Source organism: Cohaesibacter marisflavi (assembly GCF_900115225.1).
In the GTDB taxonomy this organism is placed as follows: Bacteria; Pseudomonadota; Alphaproteobacteria; order Rhizobiales; family Cohaesibacteraceae; genus Cohaesibacter; species Cohaesibacter marisflavi.
Window position 1 is genome coordinate 637,879 of record NZ_FOVR01000001.1, and the last position, 20,121, is coordinate 657,999.

The window sequence follows — 20,121 nt, forward strand, 5'->3', positions numbered from 1 at the left end:
CTGTTTCAACCCCCTGCTGAAAACCAGACAAGGAGCCATTGCGGCTCATGATGAGAAAACCACAGGGGACCAGAATGACCAGTTCCAATCACGAAGAAAAACTAGGCCTGATGATTTGCGGCCATGGCAGTCGCAACAAGGAAGCTGTCGACCAGTTTGCCAAACTGGCCGAGCGCCTGCGCCCGCGCTTTCCTGATTGGCCGGTTGATTACGGCTATCTTGAATTTGCCAATCCGGTGCTTTCGAATGGTCTCGACAAACTGGTTGAGCAGGGATGCACCCGTATTCTGGCTGTGCCGGGTATGTTATTTGCTGCGGGCCACGCCAAGAATGATATTCCGTCTGTTCTCAATGCCTATCAGGCCAAGAAGCCTGGCGTGACCATTGAATATGGGCGCGAGCTTGGCCTCGATATCAAGATGATCAAGGCCGCCGGCGCGCGCGTACAGGAAGCGGTGGACGCTGCCAATGTTGAGCATGGCGAAGTGCCTTTGACCGACACATTGTTGATGGTTGTAGGCCGTGGAGCCTCCGATCCTGATGCCAACTCAAACGTCAACAAGCTGATGCGGATGCTTTGGGAAGGCATGGGCTTTGGCTGGGGCGAGGTTTGCTATTCTGGCGTGACATTCCCGCTGGTCGAACCGGGCCTCGAGCATGCCGCCAAGCTTGGCTACAAGCGCATTATCGTGTTCCCTTATTTCCTCTTCACCGGCATCCTCGTGCGCCGCATCTACAATTTCACAGATGAAGTCGCTGCACGTCATCCGGAGATCCAGTTCGTCAAGGCGGCTTATCTGAATGATCAGGACTATGTGATCGAAACCTTCGAGGATCGCGTTCAGGAAATTCTGGAAGGCACCAACAACATGAACTGTCAGCTGTGCAAATATCGTGCGCAGGTTCTGGGGTTCGAGGCTGAAGTCGGCCTGCAGCAGGAAAGCCACCACCATCATGTTGAAGGGGTGGACACCAAAGACTGCGAATATTGCGAAGATAATAAATGCACCAACGAATGTCTCAAGCATCACCCTTCGTCGGAGCATTCCCACCATGATCATGGCCACGACCACGCTCACTCCCAAGGTCACGGCCATGATCATGGTCACTCTCACCATCATGATCACAGTCACGATCACGCGCACGATCATGTTCATCACCATGGACATAGTCATGACCACGGGCATGACCACTCTCATGGCGATGGGCACGACCATCATCACCATCCCTATCCGCAGGCCGATCATCCGCTTGGTCCCAAGAGCATGTACAAGAAGGACTGAACCTTTCTCGGGAGCGGTGGCCTAAGCCATCGCTTGCCCGGAGAAGGGGTGGATGTATCAAGATGACGTCACATCACTATGAGAAGGATCCGGCAGCAATCTATGCCAGCTCCTTCTCCATCATCAGGCAAGAAGCTGGCGACGCGCTGGCCACCTTGCCTCCATCGCTTGAACCGGTTGCTGTTCGGCTGATGCATTCTGTCGGCATGACGGATCTCGTCGCTGACTTGCGCTTTTCGCCAAACGCGGCGGACACGGGCCTTGCGGCTCTCACGCGGGGCACGACCATTCTGGTGGATACGCAAATGGTTGCCGGAGGCATCTCTCCGCGCTTTTTCGCTCAAGGGGCTGCGCTGTCAAAGAACCGCGTTCTGGTCACTTTGAACGATCCGCAAGTTTCAGACATTGCCAATGAAATGAAAACCACCAGAACAGCCGCAGCCATGGAGCTGTGGCGGCCTCATCTGGAAGGGTCAATCGTCGCTATCGGTAATGCTCCCACCGCGCTTTTCCGGCTTTTGGAAATGGTGCGGCAAGGGGCAGGGAAGCCAGCTCTGGTGCTCGGCTTTCCCGTTGGCTTTGTTGGTGCTGCGGAATCCAAACAGGCCTTGGTCGGTGAAGCCGCAGAGCTTGAGCTTGACTATATCGCAATGCTCGGCCGCCGGGGCGGAACGCCCATGGCGAGCGCGGCCGTCAATGCTTTGGCCATTGCTGCGCTTGGTCAGAGTGACAAACCGATGTAGGAGCGAGCGGATTGATGAACCAACAGCAAAAAGCACCATGGCTGAGCGTAATCGGCATCGGCGAAGATGGGCTTGATGGCCTTGGTGATCTGGCATGGTCGCTTATCGCCGAAGCGAAAACCATCTATGGCGGCGCACGGCATTTGGCCATGATACCCGATGATCTGGCCGACGGCGCTGACAAGAGAGGCTGGCCAACGCCATTCTCTGGCGCCTTTGAGGAATTGGAAAGCCTTAGAGGCACGTCCGTCGTCGTGCTGGCCAGCGGCGATCCGATGTATTTTGGCATTGGCGGAACGCTGTCACGTCATTTCCAGAGAAATGATATGCGTGTACTGCCGTTCCCCGGATCTTTCAGCCTCGCTGCCAGTCGATTGGGTTGGCCGCTGGATAAAGCTGAAAAGCTGACCATTCACGGGCGCAGCATCGAAACACTCTTGCCACATTATTGTCCGGGGGCACGCCTGCTTGTTTTGTCACGAGATGGGGCGTCACCAAAGGAGGTTGCCAGCCAGCTTTGCGCGCGCGGTATCGAGGATGCCGAGTTGACCATTCTGGAGCATCTGGGCGGTGCAGCAGAACGCATGGTCTGTGCAACAGCCAGAGACTTGGCTGTTGGAGAAGAACACTTCGCCGATCTGAATGTGCTCGCTATCGCGCTACCGAAGCATTTGCAAAGCTGGTACCCCATCCAGGCCGGTTTGCCCGATGAGGCCTTCGAGCATGATGGCAAGATGACCAAGCGGGATATCCGCGCCAGTGCGCTTGCCAAGCTTATGCCCCATCCCGGCGCGCTGTTGTGGGATATAGGCACCGGCTGTGGCTCGGTTGCGATTGAATGGCTGCGTAGCCATCGCACATGCCGTGCCATCGGCATAGAGCCACAGGAAAAACGCCGGACCCTTGCTCGGCACAATGCCGACAGCTTGGGCGTTCCAGGCTTCAAGCTCATTGCCGACACAGCCCCCGCAGGCCTTGAAGGACAGGACGCCCCCGATGCTGTTTTTATCGGCGGTGGCTTGTCTCAAGAGGTCGTTGCCTATTGCCTTGAAGCCTTGAAGCCCGGCGGACGCCTTGTGGCCCATGCGGTTACCCTCGGCTCAGAGCATCTGCTTCTTGAGATGTTCGAAAAGCATGGCGGCGAGCTGACAAGACTTTCCATATCAAGGGCGACGCCTGTCGGCCCCTATTTCGGCTGGAAACCATCCATGCCAGTGACACAATGGGCTTTCATCAAGCCCTTAGAGACCAAGACGAGAAACACAATCAATGACTAGCAAGAATAAAGGCACCCTTTACGGCGTGGGGGTTGGTCCGGGAGATCCTGACCTGATCACTCTCAAGGCCGCCCGGCTTATCAGCAATGCCACCACGATTGCCTATCCGGCACCAGAAGGGGGCGACAGCTTTGCCCGCGATATCGCCAAGGCACATATCGCGGAAGGCACGAAAGAGATTTCCATAGCGGTGCCCATGCGGCCGGAGCGTAAAGCCGCTCAGGACGCCTATGACGTTGGGGCTGTCGAGGTTCGCGCTCAGCTGGAAGCGGGCAATGACGTGGTGTTCCTGTGCGAAGGCGATCCCTTCTTCTACGGCACCTTCATGTATCTTTACGACCGGTTGGCTGGTGATTTCGAAACCGACATCATTCCCGGCGTAACCTCCATTGTCGCTTGTGCCTGCCGGCTGAAGCAGCCGCTTGTCAGTCGCAATGATGTGCTGACGGTGCTTGCTGGCCCGATGTCGGACGAAGAGCTGGAAGCCCGCCTGAAGCTTGGCGGTTCCTTTGCCATCATGAAGGTGGGGCGTCATTTGCCGCGCCTGCGCTCCCTGTTGGATAAACTCGATCTCATGAAGCGCGCCGGTTATGTCGAGCGGGCAACGCTGGCCAATGAGAAGGCCATCCCGCTTGCCGAGCTTGAGGACGCCACAGCGCCTTATTTCTCAATGATCCTTATTTATGACGGGGACGAAGCATGGAAAAACTAATGCCTATTACCATTGTCTGCCCAAGTGCGGCAGCAGGTGAACTGGCCGTCTCCATCAAGACTGCACTCAAGAATGCCGGTCATCCGGTGGAGCTGCATGGCAAGGGCGAGATAGAAGGCTTCGATGTCTCCTTTGCTGATAGTCTGGCCCATCTCAAGGGGGTGTTTTCTCAAGGCCGGGCGATCGTTGCGCTTTATGCCAGCGGTATTGTCATTCGCGCCCTTGCGCCACTTCTCGATAGCAAGTTTGATGAGCCACCAGTGTTGGCCGTTGCTCGCGATGGCAAGTCGGTCGTGCCACTGCTGGGCGGACATCATGGCGCCAACGATCTGGCTCATCTGCTCGCCGAGGCGCTGAGCGCCCATGCTGCTGTCACCACTGCTGGTGATTGCCGTTACCGCTTGGCGCTCGACAATCCACCAAAGGGCTGGAAACTGCAGCATGCCAAAAAGGCAGCCGCCGTTATGGCGCGGATCGTTGATGGCGAAGCTGTCTCTGTTTCATCCGATCTGGATTGGCTGGACAATAGCGAGATTGCCCGTGCCGATAGCGCTGCCATCAGTCTTGATGCGAGCTTTGCCCCCGTGCCGGAAGCAAGCACGGAAACAAGCCTGACCTATAGCCCGCAAAAACTCGTCGTTGGGGTGGGCTGCGAACGGGGCATAGCTGCCGCTGATTTGATCACCCATATTGAAAGTGTGCTGGCAAGCAACAGCCTTGCGCCAGAAGCGATAGGCCTGCTGGCATCCATCGATGTCAAAATGGATGAAGATGCAATCCATCAGGCTGCTGCACACTTTTCTGTGCCGGCCCGTTTCTTCGCGGTAGAAGAGCTGGAAGCCGAGAAAGAGCGTTTGAAAAATCCTTCCGATGTGGTTTTTGCCGAGGTTGGGTGTCATGGCGTTGCAGAAGGAGCAGCCCTTGCCGCCGCAGGGTCTGAAGGCTCGCTTCTGGTTGCCAAAGTGAAATCGGATAAAGCCACCTGCGCCATCGGACTTGCCGCCGAGCCTTTCAAAGCTGAGATGCCCGGTAAGAAGCGCGGCTCACTGGCCGTGATCGGCATTGGTCCGGGTACGCCCTATTGGCGTACACCCGAGGCGACCAGCCTCATTGCCAGTGCTGAAAAACTCGTCGGCTATAAATTCTATCTCGATCTGCTCGGCCCGATGGCCGATGACGAACGCAGATGTGACTTCCCCATGGGGAGCGAGAAAGACCGCTGCCGCTATGCGCTGGAAGAAGCAGGCAAGGGCCATGATGTAGCTCTAATTTGTTCTGGTGATGGTGGTATCTACGCTATGGGCGCTCTGGTTATGGAGCTGCTGGACCGTGATGCCGACAATGGCGGCGTGTCGGATGCCGCCAAGCGGGTGGCGCTCACACATGTGTCGGGTATTTCTGCGTTGCAGGCTGCCTCGGCACGCTTTGGTGCGTTGCTTGGCCATGACTTCTGCACCATCTCGCTTTCAGACTTGCTGACGCCTTGGGAGACCATTGAGCAGCGCGTCAAAGCAGCTGCAGAAGGAGACTTCGTGGTTGCCTTCTACAATCCCGTTTCCAAAAAGCGCAGAACCCAGTTGTTGCGTGCCAAGGAAATGCTGCTCACCAAACGCCCGGAAGAAACGCCGGTTCTGCTCGCGTCCAATCTGGGCCGACCGGATGAAGAGCTAAAGATGCGCACCCTTGCGACGCTGGACATCGAAGAAGTCGATATGTTGACGGTCGTGCTTGTGGGCTCGTCTCAATCGCGCCAGTGGCGCTCTGGTGATCGCTCCGTAGGGGATAATGGCTGGATGGCTTACACCCCGCGCGGATATGCAAAAAGAATTGATGGAGAGAACAGGGAATGACTGTCTATTTTATCGGAGCTGGCCCCGGTGCGCCGGACCTTATCACCGTGCGTGGGCTAAAGCTTATCCAACGCTGCCCTGTCTGCCTCTTTGCTGGCTCTCTGGTGCCGGAAGCCACTGTGGCCGAGGCGCCTGAAGGGGCTCTCGTCAAAGACACAGCAGCCATGAATCTCGATGAAATCATCGAGGATATTAAACAGGCCCATGCCGAGGGCAAGGATGTGGCGCGCGTCCATTCGGGTGACCCCTCCATCTATGGGGCGATTGCCGAACAGATGCGGCGCCTTAATGCGCTGGAAATCCCTTATGAAGTGGTGCCCGGCGTTCCTGCCTTTGCTGCCGCTGCCGCAGCTCTGGGGACGGAACTGACCATTCCTGGTATTGCCCAGAGCATTATCCTGACGCGGACGTCGATGAAATCCTCCTCCATGCCGGAGCGGGAAAGCCTCGCGATACTCGGTCAATCCGGTGCAACCATGGCCATTCATCTGTCGGTGCGCAATTCTGCCCATATCGAGCGGGAGCTAACGCCGCATTATGGCGAAGATTGCCCCGCAGTGATCGCCTATCGCGTAGGGTGGCCAGACCAGACTTTCATCCATGCGACGCTTGGAACCTTGCGCCAGAAAATTCGCGAGTCCAAACTCACCCGCACGGCGCTCATTCTTGTCGGTCCTGCTTTGGGCGCGCAGAATTTCGAAGAGTCCAAGCTGTATGACGCTGAGTTTGAGCATATCCTGCGCCTGCCGAAAAAGGCCAGCAAGAAAGGCTAAGCGAATGGGTGAGGGGCTAAAGCGCCTTACCCTTCAAACCTGATTTTTCAATGGGGCGATGATATGGGCAAAGGAGCCATGTACGGATCCAACCCGTTGCCCCATTGAAGCAAGAGCCCTGTCGGCTGCCGTCCGTGCTTCAAAGAGCGGGTCTGCTTCACCCATCAGGGTAATGGTCGCATAATGGAACTCATGGGCAGCCAGTTGGGAAGCCCAAGGCAGAGCGGATTGATGCGACAGCTGGCGATAACCAAGCGATAGTTTTGTCTCGGCGAAACTGGTGGTGATGGGCAACAGATCCAGCATGGGGGTTTCAACCCCATCAGCCGATATAATAGACCGCCCCAGCGTCATATAGCCCCCGCATTCTCCAAAGATCAGAACATTGCGCTCAGCCGCAGAGCGCATAGCCTGCCTGAAGGTTGCGGCACAAGCCAGCCTGTCCAGATGAAGCTCCGGATATCCGCCTGGAAGATAGATGGCATCCGCATCTTGGTAGGGGGGCTCATCGGCAAGGGGGGAGAAGAAGGATAGGTCGGCCCCCTGATCAGACCAGTCTTGCAAGAGATGCGGATAGATAAAACTGAAAGCCTCATCCCGCGCGATGGCTATATGCTGTCCTAAAGGGGGGAGAGACTGAAGGGGAGCGGCAATGCCCGAAGGCACAGGAGTCTTTCCCTTATGTTTATTGGCAATCTCCAGGATAAGATCAAGATCAACGTCCTCTGACATATGGTCAGCAATCCGGTCGATCATCTCGTCAAGACCGTCATGTTCACCCGCTTGCACAAGACCCAGATGGCGGGAGGGCAATTGCAACTGATCCGAGCCGCGCACTGCACCAACGATTGGCAGATCAAGTGGCTCAAATGCCTCACGCAATAGATGTTCATGAGCTTTGGAGCCGACGCGATTGAGCAGGATACCGCCAATCGTTAGCGCAGGGTCAAACTCACACAGACCTTTGGCAATCGCGGCCGCTGTCTGTGCCTGACCCTTGACGTCCAGAACGAGAATGACCGGTAGTCCGAGAGCATGCGCCAACGCTGCTGTGGAGCCTTGCCCTTTGGCCGCGCCATCAAACAATCCCATTACGCCTTCTACAAAGAGTAGATCGCCAAGACTGCTCTGCCGCAGGGCTCGCGCTTGCAGATCCTCGCGGGTCATGGCCCAAGGGTCCAGATTGATGGATGACTGCCCGGATGCCACAGCATGAAAAGCCGGATCGATATAGTCCGGCCCGCACTTGGCGGGAGTGACGTGGAGGCCTCTACGGCTCAGGAGACGTTGTAAGCCAAGCGATAGCGTGGTCTTGCCTGCGTTCGAGCTACTTGCTGCGAGAATAAGCCCCGTGGGCAGAAGTGGCATGGTGCTCATGAAGGGGACCAATCAGGACTTGATGCCAAGGGGATCGGAGACAAGTATCTTGCCACCATTGGCAAAGCCGAGCCAATCCAACCCGTCACGCAGTTTGACCACATTGCCGATCACAACGATGGCCGGTGGCTCCATGTTGGAATTATGGGCGTCATCTGCGATATGGGCAAGGGTAGAGGTCAACACTTCCTGCCGTGGGGTTGAGGCATTGCAGATAACCGCAGCCCCTTCTTCAGGGTCGCGTCCCGCATCCATCAGTTTTTTCGTAATGCCATGCAGATGCTTCATGGCCATATACATGACAATCACCTGAGAGCCCTTTGCTATGCCATCCCAATCAAGGGCTGTGGGCATCTCTCCGGTGTGGTCATGACCGGTAAGGAAGGTCACTGACTGATTGATATCTCGATGGGTGGCCGGAATGCCCGCATAACAGAGACCGCCGATCCCCGCTGTAATCCCCGGAACCACACGGAAAGGAACCCCTGCCTCTACAAGCTGCAAGGCTTCTTCGCCGCCGCGCCCGAAAATAAAGGGATCGCCACCCTTGAAACGCAACACGCGCTTGCCTTCCTTGGCCAGTTCAATAAGGCGCAGATTGATATCTTTCTGCTTGGAAGAGGGACGCCCACCACGTTTGCCTGCATATTCCACGATAATATCTGGCCGTGCAAAGGAGAGAAGGGCCTTGTCTACCAGTGCGTCATAGACAATCGCGTCGGCCTGACGCAATGCATTGACCGCATGAAGGGTCAGGAGACCTCGATCTCCAGGGCCACCGCCAACGAGCCAAACCCATCCAGGCTCGAACTCGGGGAGTCCATCAAACAGTATTTGGCTATAGGAATCTTGGACGGGGGAATTCGACATGTATTTCTTAACTCTGGCTCTTTTAGATGTGGCGTCCCGATTGGCTCCACTATATACCTAAGTACATGACGGATGACACGGAAAAAGCACAGAAAGAGCAAATTTTAAGGCGCGGTTGGACAACTGGCGCCTGCGCAACTGCTGCAACCAAAGCGGCCCTTTCAGCGCTGGTTTCCTCGCGCTTTCCCGACCCCGTATCGATCACGCTTCCCAAGGGGCAAACACCTTCATTCGCGCTCGATTGTGAACGGTTGGAAGGAGATTTCGCCGAAGTGGGAATCATCAAGGATGCGGGGGACGATCCGGATGTGACCCATGGAGCGCTCATTCTTTCAACTGTACGATTTGGTCCTGCCGGTTCGGGCGTACGCTTCTTTGCTGGCAAAGGCGTGGGTATGGTCACGCGCCCGGGCCTGCCGATCCCTGTGGGGGAACCGGCCATCAACCCCGTGCCGCGCCAATTGATGCGAGATGTGGTGCAGGAGCTTGCAAAAGAGCATGGCTTTGCTTCGGATGTAGATATCACCATTTCCGTGCGCAATGGCGAGAAGCTCGCTAAACATACATGGAACCCGCGGCTTGGTATCGTCGGTGGCATTTCCATTCTGGGAACCACCGGTATTGTCGTTCCCTTTTCCTGTTCCGCATGGATACATTCCATTCACCGTGGCATTGATGTTGCTCGGGCTGAAGGGCAGGGGCATGTGGCGGGTTGTACGGGTTCCACATCAGAAAAAACCGTGCGCACCCTTTATGAACTTCCCGAATTCGCCATGCTTGATATGGGGGATTTCGTCGGTGGCATGCTCAAATATCTAAGGCGCAATCCCGTAGCGCGCGTTACGATAGGGGGCGGTTTTGCCAAGCTCACCAAGCTGGCACAGGGGCATATGGATTTGCACTCAGGGCGCAGTCAGGTAGACTTCGACTGGATGGCGGCTGAGGTGGCGTCCCTTGGTGCTTTTCCTGAGCTTGTCGAGGAGGTTCGGCAGGCCAATACGGCGCTGGCTGTGTTGCAGCTTTGCGAGGCTGCCGGTGTCGCCATTGTGCCGCACGTGGCAAATTTGGCGCAACGCGCCGCATTCAAAATTCTGGGGCCGAGTGAAATCGCTCTCGATATTGTCGTAATTGCGAGGGATGGTACACTTTTGACGCAGTCCGAGATTCTCACCTACGACCAGCTGGAGCACGCTCCATGACCAAACAGCGCCATATTCTTCTTCTCGGTGGTACAGCCGAAGCAAGGGAACTGCTTGAAACCGTGATCAAGTCGACAGAGCATGATGTCACCTATTCCCTTGCTGGGGTGCTCGGCAGCAAGGCCGAGGAAGTTCTACGCAGTCGGATGGGATTTGACAGCGACCATTTCCAGTTTCGCATGGGGGGCTTTGGTGGTCCAAAAGGCTTGCATAGCTACATGCAGGATCATGGTATCGATCTCTTGATTGATGCGACCCACCCCTATGCCACGGCCATTTCACGCAATGCGGTGGAAGCCTCAAAGAGTGCTGGTGTGCCTCTTGCCCGTTTCGTGCGGCATGAATGGGCCGAAACCGGCGAGGATGAATGGACTGTCGTGAAAACGCTCACCGAGGCTGCAGCCGCGTTGCCCTCCGGTGTAACGGCTTTTCTCTCGGTCGGCCGCCAATCCATCGCTCCCTTTGCAAGCCGTAAAGATTGCAATTTCGTGATCCGCAGTATCGCCGAAGCCGAAGAGCAGATGTTCCATTCCGCCACCTTCATTCAAGGAATGCCGGGGCGGTCCATGGAAGAGGAAATGTCGCTCTTTCTCGACTATGATATCGACTATCTGGTGACGAAGAATTCAGGCGCTGGCAAGGCATCGCACAAGATTCTTGCCGCACGGGAGTTGCATATTCCCGTCATCATGGTCAAGCGCCCCCATTTGCCCGAAAGCCCAGAATTCAGCGAGCTTGATCCAATTCTCAAATGGATCGACGGCGAGCCCGATGCGCCACAAGATGGGGCAACACAATCACAATCAGATCCAGAATAACATCTGGCAGCTAAGACAAGAAAAGACAAACAGGAAAGCCCATGCCAGCCATCATGTTTCAGGGAACCGGGTCCAACGTCGGCAAGTCCATGTTGGTCGCCGGTTTTTGTCGGTATCTTAAACGGCAGGGCTATAAGGTCGCTCCTTTCAAACCTCAGAATATGTCCAACAATGCGGCCGTCACTCCCGAAGGGGGAGAAATTGGACGGGCGCAGGCGCTGCAGGCTTTGGCTTGTGGGCTGGAACCGAGCGTGCATATGAATCCGGTGTTGCTCAAACCCCAGAGCAATGTGGGCAGTCAGGTCGTCGTGCAGGGCAAGGTGGTCGGCCAGATGCAGGCACGAAACTATAGCCAGAGCAAGCACTCGCTTCTGGAATCTGTGATGCAGTCCTATCAGATCATCAGCGATAGAGCCGATTTCGTCGTTGTCGAGGGCGCTGGCAGCGCTTCCGAGGTAAATCTGCGCAAAGGCGACATTGCCAATATGGGCTTTGCCGAGGCCGCTCGGTTACCTGTCATCTTGATTGGCGACATTGATCGTGGCGGCGTCATTGCATCGCTGGTGGGCACACAGCACCTGCTGACACCATCGGATAAAGAACTGGTAAAGGGCTACGTTATCAATAAGTTCCGTGGCGACGCTTCACTCTTTACCTCAGGGTTGGAAATCATAACCAACCATACCGGCTGGCCCGGCTTTGGCATTCTGCCCTGGTTCGATGACGCTGTACGTCTGCCCGCCGAGGATAGCGAAGATCTCGGGCGCGACGTCGCTTCCGCGCATAGTGGAACGGCGCTGAAAATTGCCGTTCCGGTTCTGCCTCGCATTGCCAATTTTGATGATCTGGATGCCTTGAAATCCGAAGCCGGTGTTTCACTCACAATGGTTCGTCGTGGCGAGACAATCCCACTCGATAGTGATCTGGTGATCTTGCCCGGGTCGAAATCCACAATTGGCGATCTGCAAGCGATGACAAGCGAAGGCTGGGATGTCGACATCAAGGCCATTGTGCGCCGGGGCGGGTCTGTGCTCGGACTATGCGGCGGCTATCAGATGTTGGGTAAACGCATCATGGACCCTGAAGGCGTGGAGACCGAAAAGGGGGCCGTCTGCGAAGGACTGGGGCTGCTTGATATTGATACGGTCATGGCTGGAGAGAAACGCACCGTACAAGTTGCCGGTTCGCATTTGGAGAGTGGCTCGCCCATGCATGGTTATGAAATCCATGTCGGTCGCAGCGAAGGACCAGACCGCGCTCGTCCGATTTTTACGATAGAGGGGAAGGAAGAGGGCGCAACCTCGCCAGATGGCCGGGTCATGGGAAGCTATATTCACGGGCTATTCAATGATGATCAGTTCCGCGCGGCTTTCCTTAAATCTCTCGGCCATGCGGCTTCGGGCAAGAGTTATCAGCTTGGTGTCGAGAGCACGCTGGATGCGCTTGCAGATCATTTTGCCGAGCATATGGATGTCGAAGGGCTGATCAAAGTTGCCGAAGCAGGTCTCTAGGGGCTCCAGATGCTCAAGAATCGAACAGGAAAAAGGCCCGACGCATCCGCCGGGCCTTTTATTGTTTCGGCACTAAAAGAAAGGCTTAGCTTGCCATCCAGCATTTGACTGGAGCGAGGCCGTTCATCAGCTGGAAGACGCCGTTCTTTTCCCAGCCGCCGATTTTGTCAGAAACGCCTTCGATGAAGTCATTGAACATCGGGCAGATCAGGCCGCCTTCATCGCGTACCAGATAAGCCATTTCGCTATAGAGCTTCTTGCGTTTGCTCTGGTCCAGTTCGCCCTTGGCCTGAATGAGCAGCTCATCGAAGTGATCATTGTAGAAATGGGTGTCGTTCCAGTCGGCAGAAGATACATAAGCAGTTGAATACATCTGATCCTGCACCGTGCGACCTTCCCAATAGGACGCGCAGAAGGGCTGTTTGTTCCAGACGTTGGACCAGTAGCCATCAGACGGCTCGCGCTTGATCTCCAGCGGGATACCCGCCGCTTTGGCGCTTTCCATATAGAGCTGGGCTGCATCCACTGCGCCGGGGAAGGCGCTGTCGGATACGCGCAATACGATCGGGCTGCCATCGTGACCGGATGCCTTGTAAAGGCTGGCCGCTTTCTCCGGATCATATTCGCGCTGCGGGATGCTTTCATCAAAGAAGGGATAAGCCGAGTTGATAGGGAAGTCATTGCCCACGGTACCATAGCCGCGCAGGATCTTGTCGACCATGTCCTTGCGGTCAATGGCATATTTGAGGGCGTTGCGCAGTTCCTTCGTGTGGAATGGTTCACGGTCACACATCATGACGAAGACATAATGCCCACGACCTGCAACACGCTTAATAGAGAGGCCCGGGGCACGGCTCAAAAGACCGGCAACCTTGGGCGAAATTTTATTGACGATATGCAGCTGGCCGGACTGAAGCGCCGCATTTCTGGCAGTGTCATCATTAATGACCATCATTTCAATAGCATCGAAATGACCCCGACTGGAATCCCAATAGTCAGGGTTCCGCTCAAAGGCAAAGCGAACACCCGGCTCGGCTTCGACCAGTTTATAAGCATTGGTGCCGATGGCTGCTGCCGGATCGTCACGACCACCATTGGGCTGGATCATCAAATGGAAGTCCGACATTAGATAGGGCAGGTCGGCGTTGGCGTTGGTCAGTTCGACGACAACACTGTCTCCATCTACCTTCACGCCGGAAATGTTGCGCATGACACCGAGCGCACCGGATTTGGAATCCTTGTCGGAGTGCCGCAGAAGCGTTTGTTTGACGTCCTCAGGGGTCACGGTTTTGCCGTTATGGAAGGTCACATCCTTGCGGATCTTGAAGGACCATGTTTTGGCATCATCTGATGAGTCGTAGGATTCGGCCAGACGCATATCCAGAGTACCATCCGGATTGACGTCGAGCAGCGTTTCTGCCCATGTCCGCTGAACCATGAAGGTCATCTGGTTGAGTGATAGCGCCGGATCGAGCGAGTCTGTGCTCTGGCCGCCGCCAATGCCGAATTTCGCAGTGCCGCCTTTAATCGGACCAGCTGCCTGCGCGACAGACCCTAGCAGTGAATTGGCAGCAACCGCCCCCAGACCGAGCGCTGCGGTGCGCCCCATGAATTCGCGGCGGGACATGCCGCCAGAAATGGTTTGATTGGCAAGAAATTCAAAATGCTTTCTCATTGCTTTTCCGTCTTACTATTGGTGTCATCCGCAATTAGAGGCGGCTCGCGGGGCCCCGATGAGGCGGAATGGATTGGATCGATCGAGCCGAAACATGCATTGTCTTTGCCTCTTCTTGCCAACGCGATGGGATGGCTTCAAAAGGCAATGTTTATAGGTTCCTGCACCGCCAAGGCATAAAGCTGCGGTGCTGGGTGTCTCTTCCGGTGGGCTACAGATGCCTGCCGGTCCTGATTTTCATTACGCGGATTAAACGCCCCGCGCTGCGCTTCAGCATGCTAGTTTTATAAACTGGATCACGAGCGCGAGAGTGCGCCCAAGCCTGCAGTGCACTTGCAAGCGACCCGACCTAACAGATTGGAAACATTTAAAACTCCGAAGAAACAGAGCTTGTGGTCGGATCTTCCAGTCACCCGCACAGTTGGTTTTCTTGCTAAAAACCATAGGGCAGGTTTTGGGTGTTTCGGGTGGCAGAATAGAGTAGCCAGACAGCGAATAATTGTCCTATATTGCCGAATATACGTCCAAAATGGCCAATAGCATCATGAATGTCAGCTTTCTTCTCTTTGATGGATTTTCCAATTTTGTCTTGTCTTGCTTGCTCGAACCCTTGCGGGTTGTTGAAGAGCAATATGGCGAAGGAATCCAAAGGCAGATACTCAGTATCGACGATGGTTCGGTGTGGACATCCTCAGGGCTTGAGATTAAACCAACCGCTTCAATTGCAGATCTTGAAAGCACGGATATTCTGGTCATTCTGGCCAGCAACAGCTTCAGGCAACATGTGACTGCCGACAATTTGCGCATTCTGGGGCAGCTTGTGCGCCAGAGCGAAACGGTGATTGCGGCGGATGCCGGTGCGTGGGTTCTGGCAGGGACCGGGCTGTTGGATGACCAGACCGTGGCCACCCATTGGCAGATCCAGGCCGACTTTGCTGAAGAATACCCGCAGGTGCATTTGACAAGCCAAGGTTATCTCAGGGAAGGGCGCTACTGGAGCTGCGGAGCTGCGTCCAGCGGTCTGGATCTGATGCTGGACCTTATCGCAGAGCGCTTTGGGGCCGATAAGGCCGTAATGGCCTCTTCCATGTTCATGCAGGACAGCAGCAGTTTCATCAAGGAACAGCTCAATAGCCCGTCGATTTCCGGCAAGGGGAGCAACAAGATTTACGATGTGATCAATATCATGGCTGAAACGCTGGAACGGCCATTGTCCCTGCGCGAGCTTTCCGAGCGTGCCTATGTCTCTCCTCGTAGCCTCAATCGCTTGTTCCAGAGCGAAATGGATATGTCACCGGGGCGTTATTATCAGAATATGCGGCTGGCTCGAGCACGGGAACTGGCGGAAGGGACAGAACTGGGCCTGCATGAGATCGCCTTGCGGTGCGGCTATGCCGACAGCGCCTCTTTGAGCAAGGCTTTCAAGCGGATTTACGGTCAATCCATTCGCCAGCAGGTTTCCTGAACGCGTGAGAAAGCGCGCCTCAGCCAACGAGGCTTTTGAGTGTTTTGAGGATATCATCAAATGCCGCAGCGGCTCTTCCGCTCCTGTGCCGAGCCCGCAGCCAACCATGCACCAAACCACTATGGGTCTTTATCTGCATATCAGCCCCGGCAGATTTAGCCTCTCTATGATAGTGGAAGGCATCATCATGCAGCGGGTCACATTCGGCAGGGAAGAGGAAGGTCGGCGGCAACTGGGCCAAATTTCCAAGACACGGAATGGCGCGAGCTGTCTCTTGCTTTACTCCGCGTACATCAGCAAAACCTATGAGGTCGTTAAGAGAAAGCAACGGCGCATTGGCATGAGCGTCAAAGCTGCCGCCATTCATGGGATATCCTAAATAGGGATAAATAAGAACTTGCCCAAGCAGTCTTGGGGAATTCCAAACGCCAGCAACACTGGCGCAAAGGGTTGCGCCAGCACTATCGCCGCAAAGCACAATGGAATGCTGCTGTGTCAAATCCTTTGCCACAGCCTGCATGTCTTCAAAATCTGCCGGATGTGGATGCTCTGGTGCCAATCGATAGTCGATGGAAACAACCTGAACGCCGCTAGCAACAGCAATTTCGGCACAGATGTCATCGTGGCTTTCAAGGCCTCCCAAAACGAATCCTCCTCCATGGGCATAGAGGATGATGGCCTCGCTGGGGTGCCCATAACAGCGGACAGGAACGCCAGCGATGGTATCATCGCAAACCGGCAGGCCCTTTGGTCGAGCTGCGCGAAATTGATCCGCCATGCGGTCGTAAACCGCTCTTTGGGTGGGCCAATCATCCGGTGCCAGATCATCGGGATAAAAGGAAAGCGTCTCCTTGATGAAAGCGAGGACGTCTTCATCAAGGAGAGTTGAATAGTCCACGCTTGCAATATCCTTTTAGCTTTTAGCTGTCTTCACCAAGATGGCCCGACAGGAATTTCAACACTTTGCGCGCTGAAAGCTCGCCCACGATTTCACCTGCTTTGGTCACGCCAAGCGGCTTGTCATTCTCGGCCAGAATATCGAGCATATCAGCAAGAAGCGTTTCTGCGGCGACCGTTTCTTCGTAACTGTCAGACTTTGGTTTGTTCATGGCGTCAATGGCGCGCAGAACACCAAGCGGGTTCATATGGGCAACGAAGTCAGAGACATAATCATCCGCCGGTTTGGAAAAGATACGCTGCGGTGTGCCGATCTGGCTGACATGACCACCCTCCATGATCGCGATGCGGTTGCCCAGTTTGAAGGCTTCATCAAGATCATGACTGACAAACAGAATGGTGCGCCTTAGCTTTTCCTGCAAATCAAGCAACTCGTCCTGCAGCTTGGTACGGATGAGCGGATCAAGAGCAGAGAAGGGCTCGTCCATCAACAGGATTGGGGCATCCGTCGCAAAGGCGCGGGCAAGACCGACCCGCTGCTGCATGCCGCCGGAAAGTTCTCCGACCTTGTTATCGGCCCAATCCGCGAGCCCCACCATGGCCAGTTGCTCCAATACCACGTCGCGGCGCTTCTTCTTGGGCATACCGGAAAGCTCCAGCCCGAGGCCAACATTCTCGGCCACGCTCCGCCAAGGCAACAGACCGAATTGCTGAAACACCATCGCTACGCGCTGGCTGCGGATGTAGCGCAATTCCTTGTTGTTGGCTTCGGTGATGTCGATCATGCGATCACCGGTATTGACCTGTACCGCTCCGCGTACCACAGGGTTCAGCCCGTTGACGGCGCGCAAAAGGGTGGATTTGCCCGACCCAGACAGGCCCATCAGGACGAAGATTTCGCCTTCCTTGACCTCGAAAGAGCAATTGTGCACTCCCATCACCTGATCGGTTTCTTCCTGAATTGTGGCACGATCCAATCCCTGATCCATCAGGGGCAGGGCTGTTTCCGGTTTGTCACCAAAAACAATTGACACATTTTCAAATTTGATGGCTGCGGTCACTGTTCACTCTTCCTGTTCAGAATACGATCAAGAATAATGGCAACGACAACGATGACGAAACCACTTTCAAATCCGAGGCTGGTGTTGACCTGATTGAGAGCCCGTACGACGGGAACGCCAAGACCATCGGCACCAACCAGCGCGGCGATGACGACCATGGAAAGTGCCAGCATGATTGTCTGGTTGAGACCCGCCATGATCTGCGGCATGGCATAGGGCAGTTCAGCCTTGAAAAGCACATCGCGATCTGTACCGCCAAACGCGCGGACAGCCTCGATAAGCCGCTCGGGAGTGGATGAAATGCCCAGATGCGTGAGCCGGATAGGAGCGGGGAGGACAAAGACCACAGTCGCAATGAGGCCGGGCACCATGCCAATTCCGAAAAAGACAATCGCAGGAATAAGATAAACAAAAGTCGGCAGGGTTTGCATCAGGTCCAGAATGGGACGCATCAGGGCGTAGCTTTTGGGCCTGTGTGCTGCCGCTATACCAATCGGGACCCCGATGATCATGCATACGGCGCAAGAAGAGAGAACCAGCGTCAGGCTCTCTGTGGTTTCGCGCCAATAGCCCTGATTGAGAATGAAAAGGAAACCTAGTCCGACAAAAAGACAGATTTTCCAGTTGCTTTGCAGGAACCATGTGATGAGAACAAAGAGCGCGATGACAATGAGAGGGTGGGGGGTGTGCAGCATCCAGAGGATGCCGTCAATTGCGCTTTCCAAAATGATACTGAGGGTATCCAGAGCACCCTCCAGATGGGTGCGAATCCATTCGAATATTGCACTCGCCCAATCCCCGACGGGGATCTTGTGGGAATAGAGCCAATCCACAGTAAATGTTCCTTATTTTCTTCTTGTTTGGGCATGGGGCTGCCACACCAAAGGAAAGACCTCGCCAGTGGCGAGGTCCATGATAAGAGCCGGTCAAAGACCAAGGGCCGTTTTTGCCGCAGGCAAAGCGTCCTCACCTTCCGTGGTTTTGACACCATCAAGCCAGCCATCAAGCACGGCCGGGTTGGCCTTGAGCCATTCAGCTGCCGCATCTTCGGCCTTTTTGCCGTCGTTGAGAATGGAGCCCATGATCTCATTTTCCATCTTGAGGGAGAATTCGAGATTATTCAGCAGCTTGCCAACATTCGGGCATTCCTTGACATAACCTGCACGGACGTTGGTATAGACCGTTGCGCCGCCATAATTCGGGCCGAAATAGTCGTCGCCACCGCTAAGGTAAGTCAGGTCAAAGTTGGCGTTCATGGGATGAGGTTCCCAGCCCAGAAACACGATCGGCTTGTCGCGTTTGGAAAGACGCTCCACCTGGCTGAGCATGCCTTGTTCTGAGCTTTCCCTCACGGAGAAATCGCCAAGACCGAAGGCGTCTTTCTCGATCATGTCCATGATCAGACGGTTGCCATCATTGCCCGGCTCGATGCCATAGATAACGCTTTTCAACTCATCGGCATGCTCTGCAATGGAAGCAAAGTTATTGATACCGAGTTCTGCGCCTGCAGCGTTGGTGGCCAGCGTATATTTGGCGCCTTCCAGATTGGCGCGCACGGTCTCAACGCTTCCCTTTTCCCGATAGGGTTTGATGTCGGCTTCCATTGTCGGCATCCAGTTGCCCAGAAACACATCCACTTTGCCTTCTTCCAAAGAGATGTAGGTAACCGGCACGGATAGCACACGGGTTTCTGTTTTATAGCCAATAGTTTTCAGCACTGTTGAAGTGGCTGCGGTCGTCGCGGTGATATCTGTCCAGCCGACGTCCGAGAATGTCACTGTCGAACAATCAGCAAAGGCAGCAGTGGTGGACAGGGCAAGGATGGAGGCGGCGGTTGCCAGTTTCATAACGTCTCTCGCTTTCAAATCGCTAGGTGTAGGAATAAAAAGTTATTGATTGACTAGTCAATAAATAACAGGGTAAATGATTTTTGCAACCCTCAATCAGGATTTCTCATTTTGGTTAGAAAAGCAGAACATGAAAGACGCGCAGAGCTGATCGCCGCGACAATCCGCGAAATAGCTGCCGTCGGGTCACTGAATGTAACAACCAGTCAGATAGCCAAGAGCGCTGGTGTCTCGTCTGGCTTGGCCTTTCACTATTTCAAGGACAAGGACAGCCTGTTTCTTGCGGCCATGCGCGATATTCTCATGCGGTATGGCATGGAAGTGCGTGAAGAATTACGCAAGGCCGGAACACCTGAAGAAAGGTTGAAGGCAATTGCCTATGCCAGCTTTGAGCATAAGAATTTCCGCCGTGAAACCATTGCCGCATGGCTCAATTTTTACACATTGGCCCTCAAATCAGCCGAGGCGCGCAGGTTGCTTTATGTCTACCAGCGCCGTCTGCACAGCAACCTTGTCTATGATTTACGCTCCCTTGTTGGAGAGCGCGCCCCTGATGTTGCTCGCCGAATCGCTGGCCTCATAGACGGTCTCTACCTTCGCTATGCCCTCGATGGCACGGACAATATGGGACATGAGGCCGGTGAGCATGTGCTCAGGGCCCTGGCTGCTGAATGTACCGAAATCCACGAAAATGAAGATTTATCCATCGAAGAGGCTGACCCAAGCCCGATGGATCCAATTGCCAAACCGCAGGAGTAATTTG

Annotated in this window: 18 protein-coding genes; 11 read left to right on the forward strand and 7 right to left on the reverse strand. The window is 55.0% G+C overall.

The window, feature by feature from the left end; translation table 11 throughout:
• The first annotated feature begins 74 nt into the window (after positions 1–74).
• From BM258_RS02910 to cobM, 6 genes are all read left to right on the forward strand, one after another.
• Positions 75–1,283, forward strand: coding sequence for a sirohydrochlorin chelatase (locus BM258_RS02910; protein WP_090068637.1), 1,209 nt, complete (start codon positions 75–77; stop codon positions 1,281–1,283).
• A gap of 62 nt (positions 1,284–1,345) precedes the next feature.
• A complete protein-coding gene (locus BM258_RS02915) occupies positions 1,346–2,026 on the forward strand; it encodes a precorrin-8X methylmutase (protein WP_090068639.1) in 681 nt (226 codons plus the stop codon).
• Positions 2,027–2,040: 14 nt separating this feature from the next.
• On the forward strand, positions 2,041–3,303 hold the full coding sequence (cbiE, locus tag BM258_RS02920; RefSeq protein WP_090068642.1) for a precorrin-6y C5,15-methyltransferase (decarboxylating) subunit CbiE: 1,263 nt from the start codon (positions 2,041–2,043) through the stop codon (positions 3,301–3,303).
• Complete coding sequence (gene cobI, locus BM258_RS02925) at positions 3,296–4,015, forward strand: precorrin-2 C(20)-methyltransferase (protein WP_090068644.1); 720 nt, start codon at positions 3,296–3,298, stop codon at positions 4,013–4,015. The genes cbiE and cobI overlap by 8 nt, the downstream gene beginning before the upstream one ends.
• Positions 4,015–5,865 (forward strand): precorrin-3B C(17)-methyltransferase, encoded by a 1,851-nt coding sequence (gene cobJ, locus BM258_RS02930; RefSeq protein ID WP_244544566.1) that lies wholly within the window; start codon positions 4,015–4,017, stop codon positions 5,863–5,865. The genes cobI and cobJ overlap by 1 nt, the downstream gene beginning before the upstream one ends.
• Positions 5,862–6,638 (forward strand): precorrin-4 C(11)-methyltransferase, encoded by a 777-nt coding sequence (gene cobM / locus BM258_RS02935; protein WP_090068648.1) that lies wholly within the window; start codon positions 5,862–5,864, stop codon positions 6,636–6,638. The genes cobJ and cobM overlap by 4 nt, the downstream gene beginning before the upstream one ends.
• 33 nt (positions 6,639–6,671) lie before the next feature.
• Here cobM and BM258_RS02940 read toward each other — a convergent pair whose 3' ends face one another.
• Together BM258_RS02940 and cobA are read right to left on the reverse strand one after the other, a co-directional pair.
• The gene (locus BM258_RS02940) at positions 6,672–8,015 is read right to left on the reverse strand and encodes a cobyrinic acid a,c-diamide synthase CobB (protein ID WP_244544567.1); all 1,344 of its coding nucleotides are present in this window, start codon (positions 8,013–8,015) and stop codon (positions 6,672–6,674) included.
• 12 nt (positions 8,016–8,027) lie between these two features.
• A complete protein-coding gene (gene cobA, locus BM258_RS02945) occupies positions 8,028–8,885 on the reverse strand; it encodes a uroporphyrinogen-III C-methyltransferase (protein WP_090068650.1) in 858 nt (285 codons plus the stop codon).
• A 65-nt stretch (positions 8,886–8,950) separates the two neighbouring features.
• Here cobA and BM258_RS02950 point away from each other — a divergent pair, with 65 nt between their 5' ends.
• Genes BM258_RS02950 through BM258_RS02960 form a run of 3 tightly spaced genes read left to right on the forward strand, consistent with a single transcriptional unit; the run spans position 8,951 to position 12,413 of the window.
• Positions 8,951–10,084: a cobalt-precorrin-5B (C(1))-methyltransferase gene (locus BM258_RS02950; RefSeq protein ID WP_090068652.1), complete on the forward strand. Its 1,134-nt coding sequence runs from the start codon at positions 8,951–8,953 to the stop codon at positions 10,082–10,084.
• Entirely contained in the window at positions 10,081–10,902 is an 822-nt protein-coding gene (locus BM258_RS02955; RefSeq protein WP_090068654.1) for a precorrin-6A/cobalt-precorrin-6A reductase, read from the forward strand. Before BM258_RS02950 ends, BM258_RS02955 begins: the two co-directional genes overlap by 4 nt.
• Before the next feature lie 41 nt (positions 10,903–10,943).
• Complete coding sequence (locus BM258_RS02960) at positions 10,944–12,413, forward strand: cobyric acid synthase (protein WP_090068656.1); 1,470 nt, start codon at positions 10,944–10,946, stop codon at positions 12,411–12,413.
• A gap of 85 nt (positions 12,414–12,498) precedes the next feature.
• Here the strand turns inward: BM258_RS02960 and BM258_RS02965 are convergent, their stop codons facing one another.
• On the reverse strand, positions 12,499–14,088 hold the full coding sequence (locus BM258_RS02965; protein WP_090068658.1) for an ABC transporter substrate-binding protein: 1,590 nt from the start codon (positions 14,086–14,088) through the stop codon (positions 12,499–12,501).
• A 499-nt stretch (positions 14,089–14,587) separates the two neighbouring features.
• Here BM258_RS02965 and BM258_RS02970 point away from each other — a divergent pair, with 499 nt between their 5' ends.
• On the forward strand, positions 14,588–15,553 hold the full coding sequence (locus tag BM258_RS02970; protein ID WP_090068659.1) for a GlxA family transcriptional regulator: 966 nt from the start codon (positions 14,588–14,590) through the stop codon (positions 15,551–15,553).
• A 19-nt stretch (positions 15,554–15,572) separates the two neighbouring features.
• Here the strand turns inward: BM258_RS02970 and BM258_RS02975 are convergent, their stop codons facing one another.
• From BM258_RS02975 to BM258_RS02990, 4 genes are all read right to left on the reverse strand, one after another.
• Positions 15,573–16,451 (reverse strand): alpha/beta hydrolase, encoded by an 879-nt coding sequence (locus BM258_RS02975; protein ID WP_090068661.1) that lies wholly within the window; start codon positions 16,449–16,451, stop codon positions 15,573–15,575.
• A gap of 22 nt (positions 16,452–16,473) precedes the next feature.
• Entirely contained in the window at positions 16,474–17,511 is a 1,038-nt protein-coding gene (choV, locus tag BM258_RS02980) for a choline ABC transporter ATP-binding protein (RefSeq protein ID WP_090068663.1), read from the reverse strand.
• On the reverse strand, positions 17,508–18,344 hold the full coding sequence (gene choW / locus BM258_RS02985; protein WP_090068666.1) for a choline ABC transporter permease subunit: 837 nt from the start codon (positions 18,342–18,344) through the stop codon (positions 17,508–17,510). The genes choV and choW overlap by 4 nt, the downstream gene beginning before the upstream one ends.
• 93 nt (positions 18,345–18,437) lie before the next feature.
• Complete coding sequence (locus BM258_RS02990) at positions 18,438–19,358, reverse strand: choline ABC transporter substrate-binding protein (protein WP_090068668.1); 921 nt, start codon at positions 19,356–19,358, stop codon at positions 18,438–18,440.
• A 111-nt stretch (positions 19,359–19,469) separates the two neighbouring features.
• Here BM258_RS02990 and betI point away from each other — a divergent pair, with 111 nt between their 5' ends.
• Positions 19,470–20,117 (forward strand): transcriptional regulator BetI, encoded by a 648-nt coding sequence (gene betI, locus BM258_RS02995; protein WP_090068670.1) that lies wholly within the window; start codon positions 19,470–19,472, stop codon positions 20,115–20,117.
• Positions 20,118–20,121 lie beyond the last annotated feature (4 nt).